Annotated in this window: 15 protein-coding genes; 13 read left to right on the forward strand and 2 right to left on the reverse strand. The window is 36.3% G+C overall.

Going from position 1 to position 11,886, the window contains the following annotated elements:
* Window position 1: 1 nt before the first annotated feature.
* Window positions 2–484: a methylated-DNA--[protein]-cysteine S-methyltransferase gene (locus WG904_RS17230; RefSeq protein WP_339580587.1), complete on the reverse strand. Its 483-nt coding sequence runs from the start codon at window positions 482–484 to the stop codon at window positions 2–4.
* Between the two features lie 136 nt (window positions 485–620).
* On the opposite strand from WG904_RS17230, the gene WG904_RS17235 reads away from it, so the two are divergent.
* From WG904_RS17235 to WG904_RS17295, 13 genes are all read left to right on the forward strand, one after another.
* Window positions 621–1,286: a heme exporter protein CcmB gene (locus WG904_RS17235; protein WP_339580588.1), complete on the forward strand. Its 666-nt coding sequence runs from the start codon at window positions 621–623 to the stop codon at window positions 1,284–1,286.
* A gap of 51 nt (window positions 1,287–1,337) precedes the next feature.
* Complete coding sequence (ccsA, locus tag WG904_RS17240) at window positions 1,338–1,994, forward strand: cytochrome c biogenesis protein CcsA (RefSeq protein WP_339580589.1); 657 nt, start codon at window positions 1,338–1,340, stop codon at window positions 1,992–1,994.
* A 2-nt stretch (window positions 1,995–1,996) separates the two neighbouring features.
* A complete protein-coding gene (locus tag WG904_RS17245; RefSeq protein ID WP_339580590.1) occupies window positions 1,997–2,215 on the forward strand; it encodes a CcmD family protein in 219 nt (72 codons plus the stop codon).
* Between the two features lie 146 nt (window positions 2,216–2,361).
* The gene (locus WG904_RS17250) at window positions 2,362–3,783 is read left to right on the forward strand and encodes a Glu/Leu/Phe/Val family dehydrogenase (protein ID WP_339580591.1); all 1,422 of its coding nucleotides are present in this window, start codon (window positions 2,362–2,364) and stop codon (window positions 3,781–3,783) included.
* A 311-nt stretch (window positions 3,784–4,094) separates the two neighbouring features.
* Window positions 4,095–4,745 carry a peptide-methionine (S)-S-oxide reductase MsrA gene (gene msrA, locus WG904_RS17255; RefSeq protein WP_339580592.1) on the forward strand — a complete coding sequence of 217 codons (651 nt, stop codon included), beginning with the start codon at window positions 4,095–4,097 and terminating at the stop codon, window positions 4,743–4,745.
* A 189-nt stretch (window positions 4,746–4,934) separates the two neighbouring features.
* Entirely contained in the window at window positions 4,935–5,351 is a 417-nt protein-coding gene (locus WG904_RS17260; RefSeq protein ID WP_339580593.1) for a cytochrome c maturation protein CcmE domain-containing protein, read from the forward strand.
* Window positions 5,351–7,825: a heme lyase CcmF/NrfE family subunit gene (locus WG904_RS17265; RefSeq protein ID WP_339580594.1), complete on the forward strand. Its 2,475-nt coding sequence runs from the start codon at window positions 5,351–5,353 to the stop codon at window positions 7,823–7,825. Before WG904_RS17260 ends, WG904_RS17265 begins: the two co-directional genes overlap by 1 nt.
* Window positions 7,826–7,828: 3 nt before the next feature.
* The gene (locus tag WG904_RS17270) at window positions 7,829–8,593 is read left to right on the forward strand and encodes a Rossmann-like and DUF2520 domain-containing protein (protein ID WP_339580595.1); all 765 of its coding nucleotides are present in this window, start codon (window positions 7,829–7,831) and stop codon (window positions 8,591–8,593) included.
* A gap of 39 nt (window positions 8,594–8,632) precedes the next feature.
* Window positions 8,633–8,965 carry a 2Fe-2S iron-sulfur cluster-binding protein gene (locus WG904_RS17275; RefSeq protein WP_339580596.1) on the forward strand — a complete coding sequence of 111 codons (333 nt, stop codon included), beginning with the start codon at window positions 8,633–8,635 and terminating at the stop codon, window positions 8,963–8,965.
* Between the two features lie 43 nt (window positions 8,966–9,008).
* The gene (gene iscX, locus WG904_RS17280; RefSeq protein ID WP_090992642.1) at window positions 9,009–9,251 is read left to right on the forward strand and encodes a Fe-S cluster assembly protein IscX; all 243 of its coding nucleotides are present in this window, start codon (window positions 9,009–9,011) and stop codon (window positions 9,249–9,251) included.
* Complete coding sequence (locus WG904_RS17285; protein WP_339580597.1) at window positions 9,252–9,776, forward strand: KdsC family phosphatase; 525 nt, start codon at window positions 9,252–9,254, stop codon at window positions 9,774–9,776.
* A 145-nt stretch (window positions 9,777–9,921) separates the two neighbouring features.
* Window positions 9,922–10,335: a DUF4890 domain-containing protein gene (locus tag WG904_RS17290; protein WP_339580598.1), complete on the forward strand. Its 414-nt coding sequence runs from the start codon at window positions 9,922–9,924 to the stop codon at window positions 10,333–10,335.
* A 74-nt stretch (window positions 10,336–10,409) separates the two neighbouring features.
* Complete coding sequence (locus WG904_RS17295) at window positions 10,410–10,976, forward strand: Maf family protein (protein WP_339580599.1); 567 nt, start codon at window positions 10,410–10,412, stop codon at window positions 10,974–10,976.
* A 9-nt stretch (window positions 10,977–10,985) separates the two neighbouring features.
* Here the strand turns inward: WG904_RS17295 and WG904_RS17300 are convergent, their stop codons facing one another.
* Window positions 10,986–11,885 carry a Ppx/GppA phosphatase family protein gene (locus tag WG904_RS17300; RefSeq protein WP_339580600.1) on the reverse strand — a complete coding sequence of 300 codons (900 nt, stop codon included), beginning with the start codon at window positions 11,883–11,885 and terminating at the stop codon, window positions 10,986–10,988.
* Window position 11,886: the final 1 nt, after the last annotated feature.

Consider the following 11,886-nt stretch of genomic DNA (forward strand, 5'->3'; position numbering starts at 1 on the left):
GCTAAAATTTTAACTCTGTCTGGCCTTTTTGAGCCACTTCTCGCTCGTGCTGTAAAAGCCATTTTTTGCGCCATAACTCGCCAGCATAACCCACTAATTTTCCATCGCTCCCAATTACCCGGTGACAAGGAACTACAATTGCCAAATTATTTTTTCCATTTGCTGCAGCGATAGCACGGATAGCCAGAGGTTTATTTGCTGAGAATTTAGCATACGAGACCGTTTCTGCATACGGTATTTTTAATAAATTTCTCCACACTTCTTGCTGGAATTCCGTTCCGCTTTGTTCCATTGGAAATGTAAAATCTTTTAATTTACCCTCAAAATAAGCTTCTAGCTGCCTTGCCGCTAAACGGCTGATGGAATTTTCTTTCAAACCCTCCGTGTTTTTTTCTCCAAACGAAATAACAATTACCACTTCATCAGTAGCAATAATAGTAATATCTCCTATCGGACTTTTTAAAATGCTGCGGAATTTTTTCATGGAAAGGCAATTTACTTCTTTTTTTTGAAAGACGGAAAGTCAGAAAGGCGGGAAGACCCATAGATTAGGCAATCAATCTTGCTCTTCACAGACTTTCGAACTAAAAACTTTCCATCTCTTTGTTTATCTTTGCCGAATGCGCTTAGCAAATCAAGTTCAACAACTCGTAAAAAAAGAAATGCGTTTAGAATGGCGATCAAAATACGCCCTCAATGGCGTTTTATTATACGTGGTTTCTACAGTCTTTGTTTGTTATATGTCTTTCATTTCCATGCCCGAAAAATTAACATGGAACGCCTTGTTTTGGATTATCATGCTGTTTGCATCGATTAATGCAGTGGCCAAAAGTTTTTTGCAAGAAAGTAGGGGCCGACATTTATATATGTATACACTTGTAAGTCCGATTGCCCTGATCATTGCTAAAACTATCTACAATAGTTTATTGATGATAGGTGTAACACTGGTCGCCTTGCTATTTTATTGTTTAGTTTTCGATCCTCCAAAAGACATAGATTTTTTAATGTATTTCTTGGCTGTTATTTTAGGAAGCTTAAGTTTTGCAACCATATTTACCATGGTTTCGGCAATTGCCTCCAAAGCTGGTAACGGGGGGATGTTAATGGCCATTTTAAGTTTTCCCATTATTATACCTGTGCTAATTGTGTTGATTAAATTGGCAAAAAATGCAATTGATGGATTAGATCGAAGCGTAAGTTTAGATGATATTGGACTTTTAGTAGTGATAAATGTAATGGTTATGGCCGCATCTTTAATATTATTCCCATATTTGTGGCGCGATTAAATTAGTTAATTAGCTAATTAGCAAATCAGCTAATTGGCACATTTGAAAAGTATGAAAAGTAATTGGTGGAAAATTTTTGGTGCTATTTTAGTAATTTATTCAACCATTGCGGGTTTGCTGATGAGCGTTCCACGGTTGCCTATTCTGCACGAATCGATACGAAATCTTTATTTTCATGTTCCGATGTGGTTCTCCATGATTGTGTTATTTTCCAATTCGATTTATTTTAGCGTTAAATCATTATTAACCCAAAGTGAAGAAGACGACCTAAAAGCCGTAGAAAGTGTAAATGTGGGTGTGTTTTTTGGTATTTTAGGTTTACTTACTGGTATGGTTTGGGCAAAATTTGCTTGGGGAGAATTTTGGAGCTTCGATCCGAAACAAAATTTCTCGGCAATTTCACTTTTACTTTATTTTGCTTACTTAATTCTAAGAAATGCGATAGATGAAGAGCAAAAAAGAGCTAAAATATCTGCTATTTACAATATTTTTGCCTTTCCAATGATGATTGTGCTCATTTTTGTTTTGCCACGATTAAAAGATTCACTCCACCCCGGAAATGGCGGTAATCCAGGTTTTAACATGTACGACTTAGATAGTAGAATGCGAATGGTTTTCTATCCAGCTTGCTTAGGGTGGATTTTAATTGGTTATTGGATATATACCATCCGTTTTAGAATAAGTTCATTAGCGTATAAACAACAATAAATATGAAGAAGATATTGATGTTAGCTTTGTTAGTGCTAACTACCCTAAATTTGTTTGCTCAAAATAACGATGTGGAAATGGCCGATGCGCTACGTAGCAGTGGAAAAATTTACATAGTTGTGATTTGTATTTTGATCATTTTGCTTGGATTATTAACCTATCTCTTCGTAATCGACAAAAGATTAAAAATGTTAGAAAAAAAATCTGCTAACAAAAACTAATTTTAAACATCATCAGCCTAATCTTTTAGCCATTTTGCTAAGGTGTTTATCTTACACTAAGCAAAATTTTACTTGCAATAGTGGTTTATTTTAATGCAATTTTGCACCCGTAAAAGAGATAACTACAATTTATAAAACAATAAAAAATGGCTAATACAGCAAACGAGACAAGTTTCTTCCAAGATGTTTGTAAGAACTTTGATAGTGCCGCACAATTTACCAATCATCCCGAAGGTTTATTGGCTCAAATAAAAGCATGTAACAGTGTATATCGTTTTCAATTTCCTATTCGTAGGGGAAATGGTTTCGAGGTAATTGATGCTTGGCGTGTAGAACATTCGCATCACATGAGTCCAACAAAAGGTGGTATTCGGTACAGTGAAATGGTTAACGAAGACGAGGTAATGGCTTTAGCGGCGTTAATGACCTATAAATGTGCCATTGTAAATGTTCCATTTGGGGGTGCTAAAGGCGGAATTTGTATCAATCCGAAAAATTATTCAATTGCCGAATTAGAGACCATTACACGCCGTTACACTACAGAATTAATTAAAAAGAATTTTATTGGTCCTGGTATCGACGTTCCTGCTCCTGATTATGGGTCTGGTGAGCGCGAAATGAGTTGGATTGCCGATACGTATATGACAATGAATCCGGGCTCTTTAGATGCTTTAGGCTGTGTTACGGGTAAACCAATTGCTTTACATGGTATTCGTGGTAGAAAAGAAGCTACAGGTAGAGGTGTAGCTTATGCAGTACGTGAATGTGTTTCATTTGCAGAAGATATGGCTAGGGTTGGCTTAACTGCTGGTTTAGATGGTAAGCGCGTAATTGTTCAAGGTTTAGGTAACGTAGGTTACCATTCGGCTAAATTTTTAGCTGAATTTGGCGCTACCATAGTTGGAATTTGCGAATTCGAAGGTGCAATTTATAATGCTGATGGCGTAAATATTGACGAGGTTTTCGCTCATCGTAAAAATACAGGTTCGATTTTAGGTTTTCCTGGGGCTACAGATTTCAAGAACTCTATGGAAGGTTTAGAGCAAGATTGCGATATCCTAGTTCCTGCTGCTTTAGAAAATCAAATTACAGTAACCAACATTCGCAATATTAAAGCAAAAATTATAGCTGAAGGTGCAAATGGACCTTGTACGCCAGAAGCAGAAGAGATTTTCACAGAAATGGGAGGTATGATTATCCCCGATATGTATTGTAACGCAGGCGGGGTTACCGTTTCTTATTTTGAATGGCTAAAAAACCTTTCTCACGTAGCTTTTGGTCGTATGGAAAGTCGCTATGCCGAGAACTCAAATGCAAATTTGATTAACACGTTAGAAAGCCTAACCGGTAAACAAATTCCAGCAGAAAATCGCTTAATGATTGTTAAGGGTGCATCTGAAATGGAATTGGTAAATTCAGGTTTGGAAGACACCATGATTCATTCTTATCGAGAAATTAGAGAAACTTGGATCAATAAACCTCAAGTTAAAACGTTAAGAACTGCTGCTTTTGTAAATTCGATTGATAAAATAGCTGTTTCTTATATGAACTTGGGTATTTGGCCGTAATTAATTAAACTCTTGATGAAAAGCTCAGATTTATCTGGGCTTTTTTGTTTGCTTAATTTTTTTATTATTTAATGCATTTGCCTCATTATTTTCACCACCCTATACGCCCGAGAGAACCTAAGGCTAAGGTGTGCTAAGGTTTCTATGGGGGTAAAATAACCAGATAGTTTCTATGTGTTGAAAAAACAAACACTACCTAACTTATATGTATCTTATATATTCCTTATATGGTTAATAAGCTGAGTTGGTAAGAAAATTTAAAAAAACAAACTTGTTTCCACCTTTCAACGTATATTGTATAAAATAACATCATGAAACCACTACGATTACTCTTAACTTCATTACCATTGCTCTTCATCCTAGGTTGTGGTAATTCTCCGCAAGAAAAGTTGAAAGCTAAATTAACCGTGCCTAAGGGAACAGAAAAAATTGCTGTTTTCGCTGGTGGATGTTTCTGGGGAATGCAAGAAGGATTCTCAGAATTGAAAGGCGTTAGCAAAGCCACAAGTGGTTACGCCGGTGGAAGCACTAAGAATCCTACGTATGAGGAAGTGAATACAGAAACAACTGGCCATGCAGAGGCGGTGCAAGTGATTTACGACCCATCAGTAATCTCTTTTAAGCAATTATTGGCCGTTTTCTTTGTGGTACACGATGGTACGCAATTAAATAGACAAGGGCCTGATATTGGGACAAGTTATCGCTCAATCGCTTTTTACAGTGATGAGGAGGAAAAAAAACAGATCGAGCAGGCAATTATTGAAAGCAATAATTCACAATTACATGCCGGGCAAATTGTAACCGAAGTTAGGCCAATGGCAACATTCTATCCCGCCGAAAAATATCATCAAAATTATGTTAAGCTTAATCCCAATCAACCGTATGTTGAAGCGGTATGTGGACCAAAGATCGATAAACTTAGGGCAGCGTTTCCAGAATTGCTAAAGGAGGAGTTTAAATAGTTCACTAGTCATTAGTTCATTTGTGGAGGTCGCTTAACCCAATGAACTATTGAACCAATTAACCATTGAACTAGTAAAGCAACCAATATATCAACCAAATGTCATGATATACAATACCAACTAGGCAAAATGCTTCAGCTAAGTATGTTTTTTTATCTTTGTAGTCAGAGATTTAAAACTAAAACTTAAATGAGGAAAAGTGCAATCATTGGTTTAATCACTATTGCCATCTGTATTGGCTTTTTAGTGAGCTTAAATGCGGATTCTGATACCTATTCTAATTTTACCGAAGCCGCTACATCAAATAAAGAAGAACATGTGATGGGCTATTGGGAAAAAAGTAAAGGGATGCACTACGATGCAGCTAAAGACCCTAATCATTTTGCTTTTTTTATGAAAGACGATAAAGGGAAAGTAAAACAGGTAGTTTTAAACGGTACAAAACCTCAAGATTTTGAGCGTTCTGAGAAAATTGTATTAATAGGTAAAATGGAAAATGATACCTTTTATGCCTCTAAGATATTAATGAAGTGCCCTTCTAAGTATAACGATAACCTGGTCGAAGTTCAAAAAGACGGCCAAGTAAAACCCTACAATAAATCTTAATGGATTCCTCAAATTTTATTGGAGAAAACCTCCTTCCTGGTCAAATAGGTCAGCTTTTTATTGTGCTTGCCTTTGTAGGTTCGCTACTTTCTACCCTTGCTTATTTTTTCGCAGTAAAGAATAAAAACGAACTTGATCTTTCGTGGACAAAAATCGGTCGCGCTGGTTTTTTGCTTAATTTAATTAGCATCATTGGAATCGGAGTTACCTTATTCTATTTAATCCTAAATCATAATAACGAATATTATTACGTTTATAGCCATTCTTCTAAAGAATTACCAGTTTATTACATTGTTTCGGCTTTTTGGGAAGGACAGGAGGGGAGTTTCTGGTTGTGGGCTTTTTGGCAATCGCTTTTAGGTGTCATTTTAATCTGGAAAGCCAAAACGTGGGAAAATGGGGTGATGACTGTTATTGCATTCTCTCAAGTGTTTTTAACCTCTATGCTGTTAGGTGTCGAAATTTTTGGCGAGCGTATCGGTAGTTCACCATTTATTCTCTTAAGAGAAGCCCGAAGTATTAAGGATATGGCTCCTATGGTCTTTAACAACCCCGAGAATTTAAAGAATTACTTAAAATTTATTACCGATGGTAAAGGCTTAAATCCATTATTACAAAACTATTGGATGGTTATACACCCCCCAACATTATTTTTAGGATTTGCAAGCATGGTTGTTCCTTTTGCTTATGGAATTGCAGCATTATGGCAAAGAAGATATAAAGAGTGGATTAAGCCTGTGATGCCTTGGGCTTTATTTGCAGTAATGATCTTGGGTACTGGAATTATCATGGGTTCTTTTTGGGCCTACGAGGCGCTTAATTTTGGAGGTTTTTGGGCTTGGGATCCAGTAGAAAATGCATCTATTATTCCATGGTTAACACTTATTGCTGGTGTTCACGTGATGATTGCTTTTAAAAATACAGGTCACGCATACTTTACTGCCATTGCCTTAATCTTTATTAGCTTTATTTTGGTACTTTATGCTTCTTTCTTAACGCGGAGTGGTATTTTGGGCGAAACTTCAGTTCACTCGTTTACCGATATGGGCATGTTTGGTCATTTGATCCTATACAATGTTGTATTTTTGGGTATTGCGGTCTATTTTGTGGCTACACGATGGAAAGAATTGCCAATTACGCACAAAGATGAAGAAACCTATTCGAGAGAATTCTGGATGTTTATTGGTGCACTGGTTTTAACGGTAGCGTGTTTGCAAGTTATATTTACAACTTCTGTTCCAGTATTTAACAAAGCTTTTGGTACCAATTTTACACCACCAATCAATGCTATTCAATATTATAATAAATGGCAAGTCCCATTTGCTGTTTTGGTTACTTTAGTTTCTGGCTTTTCTCAGTTTTTGAAGTATAAAAGAACCGATCCCCGTAAATTTTATAGCAGTTTAGTGTCGTCGATAGTATTTTCATTGGTAATAACTGCCGGTTTTGCCTATTTAACGGGTATTTATACCAATTTGATGTACATTATCTTAACCTTTAGCTGTTTATTTGCAATTTTATCCAATGCACGTTTGTTAACAGGAGGTATTAGTGGGAAAATCAATAAGTTAGCTGGATCGGCAGTTGCCCATATTGGTTTTGCCCTTTTGCTGTTGGGTGCACTAGTTGCAGCGGCAACAAGTAACACGATTTCTATAAATAAAACCAGGGATATTCCCGTAGCGGGTTTCGAGAAGGCGGCAAATCCCGGAGAAAATATCATGCTATATAAGAATGAACCTAAAAAAATGGGTAAGTACACAGTCACTTATATTAGTGATACAGCTGTAGCACCAAATACATTCTATACGCTAAATTTTAAAGAAATTGATGAAAAAACGGGTAAGATTAAAGAAGATTTTGATTTAACTCCCCGTGTTCAAGAAAATGAAGCAATGGGCGGCATAATTGCTTCGCCAGATACGAAACATTTTTTAACTTCTGATATTTATACTCACATAACAAGCGTTCCTGATAAAAAAGAGGAGCACGGAGATCATGAAGGACATTCTGAAGATGAAAATTATATGGCCCCACGCATTCTAACCTTGTCTGTTGGCGATACCATTCACACCAGTAGTGGAATTTTAACGGTTAAGCCAATGAATACTTCGCCTGTAGTTAAAGATTTAAAATTGGCTCCTGGCGATTTAGCTGTGGGTTTACCGTTGGAAGTAGATGTAAGTGGTAGAATATTCGCTGCCGAACCTCTGTTTTTAGTAAAAGGCAACAATACTTTTGATTTTGCAAGAAATATTAAAGAATTGGGACTAAGGGTACGGTTTACAAAAATTATTCCTGCGCAAAACAAAGTAGAGTTGCAAGTATATGAAAAACCAAAAGCAACAAAAGATTGGGTAACTTTTAAATCTATCGAGTTTCCTTATATCAATTTATATTGGGCTGGAACGATAGTAATGGTAATTGGCTTCATCATGTCTATATGGAGAAGGAAAAAGGAAGTGAGCGCCTAATAAATGAAAGCTGTACTTGTTGGTTCTGGAAATGTAGCCACCCACCTTGCTTTAGCACTTAAAGCTGCTGAAATTGAAGTTGTGCAAATCTGGAGTAAACATGTTGAAAACTCAAAACAATTAGCTGAGCAAATTGGCTCAACTGTTATTGCTCATTTATCAGAAATAGATCAAAATGCCCATTTTTGTATTGTTTCGATAAAGGATGATGCTATACCGAGCATCCTTAATGAGCTGAAAGGTTTTAAAGGGGTGATTTTACACACTTCGGGTACGGTTAATTTAGGTGTTTTTGGAGACGACTTTAATAAATATGGCGTTTTATATCCTTTGCAAACTTTTTCTAAACAAAAACATGTCAATTTTAGAACAATTCCTGTTTGCATTGAGGCAAATGGTCTAGAAACCTTAAAATTAATCAGACAATTGGCTGAAAAGCTAAGCGATACTGTAGTTGAAGTAGTTAGCGAAAAGCGTAAAATTTTACACGTTGCTGCCGTTTTTGCATGTAACTTCACCAATCATTTGTATGCTTTAGCGGAAGATTTGGTAACTGAATATAATTTAGATTTCAAATTGTTAAGGCCCTTAATTTTGGAAACAGCGGCTAAGGTGGAATTTTCATCCCCAAAAGACGTACAAACAGGGCCGGCGATTAGGGGCGACGAGCAAACCATAAGAAAACATGAAGAATTGCTGTTAAAGCAACCGCAATTACTAACGATATATCAAACATTAAGTGAGAGCATTAAAAAAACAAAGAAATAATACGATTTCGGTTTAGGCTGCTTACTTTTGCATATAATTATGAGTATTTTTAAATTAAAGATAAATTTTGAAGAGTGGGGAAGAGAGTCGATCGAACTTCCAATTGCTGCTGGTGAAGATGTTCTAGATATCGTTTTAGATAATGGGATAGATTTACAGCACAACTGTGGAGGAGTATGTGGATGTAGTACATGTCATATTTACGTGAATAAGGGAATGGATAACATTCAGGAGATTTCCGATAAAGAAGAAGATTTTATTGATCGTGCGGTTCGTCCAAAGATCACCTCTAGATTAGCCTGCCAGTGTATTGTATTAGATGGCGATATTGAGGTCACCATTCCTGATCAATCAGCGTTCCTCGGGCATTAATATCCCAAAAACTAAACAACCAACGAATTAACAAACTAAAGCAATGAACAACGATAAATTTGCATTACCCATATACTGGAACGACCATGAAGATATTGCGCAGGAGCTTTATGAAAAGTTCGGCGACGAATTTAACGAGGCCAAAATATACCGTATCCGCTTTACAGAGTTAATAGAGTGGGTACTTAGCCTGCCAAATTTTAAAGGAACAAGAGAAGAAAGTAACGAAGGTCATTTAGAGCAAATACAATCGGCTTGGGTATACGAGTGGAGAGATAATCAATAGATGCTAGAAAATCTTAAAAATATTACCACTTTCATCTTTGATGTAGACGGAGTTTTAACCGATGGAACGGCTATTGCTTCTGAATCTGGCGATTTATTGCGCACATTTAGTATAAAAGATGGGTATGCCTTGCAATTAGCGCTAAAAAAGGGATATAATATTTGCATTATTTCAGGAAGTGGTGGTCCGGCTACCACAAAACGTTTTGAAAACTTAGGATTGCCAGATGTGTATTTAAGAGTTGGGGATAAAGTTCCAGTTTTTGAAAGTTACCTAAAAGAAAAAAATATTTCTTCATCGCAAGTCCTATATATGGGCGATGATATGCCTGATTATGAAGTGATGAAATTGGTTGGGATTGCTACTTGTCCCATCGATGCTGTAGACGAGATAAAACAGATCGCACATTATATTTCGCCGCGTAAAGGAGGGGATACTGCGGTGCGCGATGTAATCGAAAAGGTATTAAAAGTGCAACATAACTGGTTCGATTTAAATCCAAATGCTTCTGATTCAGCTAAATAAATCTAATAGCTGATTTGCAACAATTAAGTTACGCAGAGCGATTAAACTTAATTCTATTTTTAGCTTCTAACAACCGTAAATCACAAAACCAAAACGAGGTACTGAATTAAATTAGCGCTTCAAAGCATTAAAAAAAACAAAAAACATGAAAAAATTATTAATTATTTGCGCATTCGTATTCGGCGTAGCAACATTCGCTAGTGCACAAGGACAAGGCGGTGGCCGTATGGGGGGTACTCCAGAAGAACGTATTAAAAGACAAACTGATCAGTTGGTTGAGAAATTAAAATTAACTGATGATCAAAAAACAAAAGCAACTGCAATTTTTACCGCACAGATTGCTGCTCAAACCAAAATGCGTGAGGAAATGCAAGCAGGTGGTGGTGATAGAGCTGCAATGATGGAAAAAATGCAAAAAGCTAATGCTGAAGTTCAAGCTAAAATCACTGAGATTTTAAATGATGATCAGAAAAAAGCCTACAAAACTATGATAGAAGAGCAAAAAGCTGCAAGAGAGAAGATGCAAAAAGAAAGAGCAGCTGGTGGTGGAGGTAAATAGTTAAGTCCATCAATATATTTACAACAAAAGCGATCTTCGGGTCGCTTTTGTTGTTTATTTACTATTTTTGTGTCATGTACAAACAGAAATTTCCCATTATTTTAGCTTCTAAATCCCCTCGTAGACATGAATTATTAAAATTGATGGGGTTAGACTTTACCATTGAATTTAAAGAGGTAGACGAAAGCTATCCAGATGGTTTAAATCCTCCTGAAATTGCAGTGTATGTTGCTGAGCAAAAGGCAAAGGCTTTTGGAAATGTTCCAGGTAAAATTGTAATTACTTCTGATACAATAGTGGCCTTAAATGGAGAAATTTTAGGAAAGCCTAATGATCGAGCACACGCAAAAGAAATGTTAAAATCGCTTTCAGGAAATAAGCATGAAGTTTATACTGGAGTAGTACTGGTTAAAGAAGATAAGATGCGTTCTTTTTTTGATAGAACTGAAGTGTTTTGCAGGGAAGTAAATGACGAAGAAATCGATTTTTACATCGACAATTTTAAACCTTTCGATAAGGCTGGAAGTTATGGTATACAAGATTATTGGGGAGTAGGAGTAGTTCAACGCATTAATGGCTCATACACCAATGTGATGGGTTTGCCGACAGAAAGATTATTTGAAGAGTTGAAAAGATTTTAAAATTCGTCATTACGCTTTACACTCCAAACTCAATACCCCCATTTTTAAATCGTATGTTGAAAGCGTTATTTTCTTAATATAAAGTTTTTCCAACACAAAATTGATCAATAAAGTAGCCATCACAATCATGTCTACCCGCAATGGAATTAATCCCTTCATTTGTGCCCTTTCTTCATGGTTAGCATTCATTAAAGTTAAAGACAAGATTTTATAGGCTTCATAATCTAGATTGGCAGTCGTAATGGCCAATTCTTTATTAATCATCGCATCGAAAGTTTCGAAAGCGCCAGCAGATCCGATTAAAACTTGAGGTTGGTGAATTCTACAAATCGCTATTAAATCTTTCAATTGCTCATTTAAATGATTTGTAATCATCAATTGGTCGGCCTCATTTATGGGGTCTGATTTGAAAAAGGCTTGCATGAGCCTTGCTGCACCAATATTATAACTTTTTTTCCAAATGAGTTGCTTTGGATTGCAAAGAATAAATTCGGTACTACCACCCCCAATATCCATTATTAATGAGGTTTCGGTTATTGCACCGCTCCATTTTACACCTTCGTAAATGTAGTTTGCTTCTTCATCGCCATCAATAATATCTATTGTAATCGCCGCTAGTTCTTTTGCCGAATTTACAAAATCCTCTCCGTTTTTTGCACTTCGAACACCAGAAGTAGCTACTGCTTTTATCTTATATACACCATATTGAGTAATTGTTTTCCTAAATTCCTGCAAGCAAGTTATCCCTCTTTCAAATGCAATTGGTATAATGCGATTTCCTTTTGTTATATCCTCACCTAATCGAACAGGTATATTGGTTTTATAAAGAATCTTAGGTTCTTTACCATTAATTTCAGCAATCAAGAGATGAAAGGTATTCGTGCCTAAATCGATTATTGCAACTTTCATT

The sequence above is a fragment of the Pedobacter anseongensis genome (genome assembly GCF_037482965.1).
Lineage (GTDB): Bacteria > Bacteroidota > Bacteroidia > Sphingobacteriales > Sphingobacteriaceae > Pedobacter > Pedobacter anseongensis.

Excerpts from the sequence above, each read along its gene's own strand:
- WG904_RS17230 (WP_339580587.1), bottom strand. The coding sequence starts at position 484 with ATGAAAAAATTCCGCAGCATTTTAAAAAGTCCGATAGGAGATATTACT.
- WG904_RS17235 (WP_339580588.1), top strand. The coding sequence starts at position 621 with ATGCGCTTAGCAAATCAAGTTCAACAACTCGTAAAAAAAGAAATGCGT.
- ccsA (WP_339580589.1), top strand. The coding sequence starts at position 1,338 with ATGAAAAGTAATTGGTGGAAAATTTTTGGTGCTATTTTAGTAATTTAT.
- WG904_RS17245 (WP_339580590.1), top strand. The coding sequence starts at position 1,997 with ATGAAGAAGATATTGATGTTAGCTTTGTTAGTGCTAACTACCCTAAAT.
- WG904_RS17250 (WP_339580591.1), top strand. The coding sequence starts at position 2,362 with ATGGCTAATACAGCAAACGAGACAAGTTTCTTCCAAGATGTTTGTAAG.
- msrA (WP_339580592.1), top strand. The coding sequence starts at position 4,095 with ATGAAACCACTACGATTACTCTTAACTTCATTACCATTGCTCTTCATC.
- WG904_RS17260 (WP_339580593.1), top strand. The coding sequence starts at position 4,935 with ATGAGGAAAAGTGCAATCATTGGTTTAATCACTATTGCCATCTGTATT.
- WG904_RS17265 (WP_339580594.1), top strand. The coding sequence starts at position 5,351 with ATGGATTCCTCAAATTTTATTGGAGAAAACCTCCTTCCTGGTCAAATA.
- WG904_RS17270 (WP_339580595.1), top strand. The coding sequence starts at position 7,829 with ATGAAAGCTGTACTTGTTGGTTCTGGAAATGTAGCCACCCACCTTGCT.
- WG904_RS17275 (WP_339580596.1), top strand. The coding sequence starts at position 8,633 with ATGAGTATTTTTAAATTAAAGATAAATTTTGAAGAGTGGGGAAGAGAG.
- iscX (WP_090992642.1), top strand. The coding sequence starts at position 9,009 with ATGAACAACGATAAATTTGCATTACCCATATACTGGAACGACCATGAA.
- WG904_RS17285 (WP_339580597.1), top strand. The coding sequence starts at position 9,252 with ATGCTAGAAAATCTTAAAAATATTACCACTTTCATCTTTGATGTAGAC.
- WG904_RS17290 (WP_339580598.1), top strand. The coding sequence starts at position 9,922 with ATGAAAAAATTATTAATTATTTGCGCATTCGTATTCGGCGTAGCAACA.
- WG904_RS17295 (WP_339580599.1), top strand. The coding sequence starts at position 10,410 with ATGTACAAACAGAAATTTCCCATTATTTTAGCTTCTAAATCCCCTCGT.
- WG904_RS17300 (WP_339580600.1), bottom strand. The coding sequence starts at position 11,885 with ATGAAAGTTGCAATAATCGATTTAGGCACGAATACCTTTCATCTCTTG.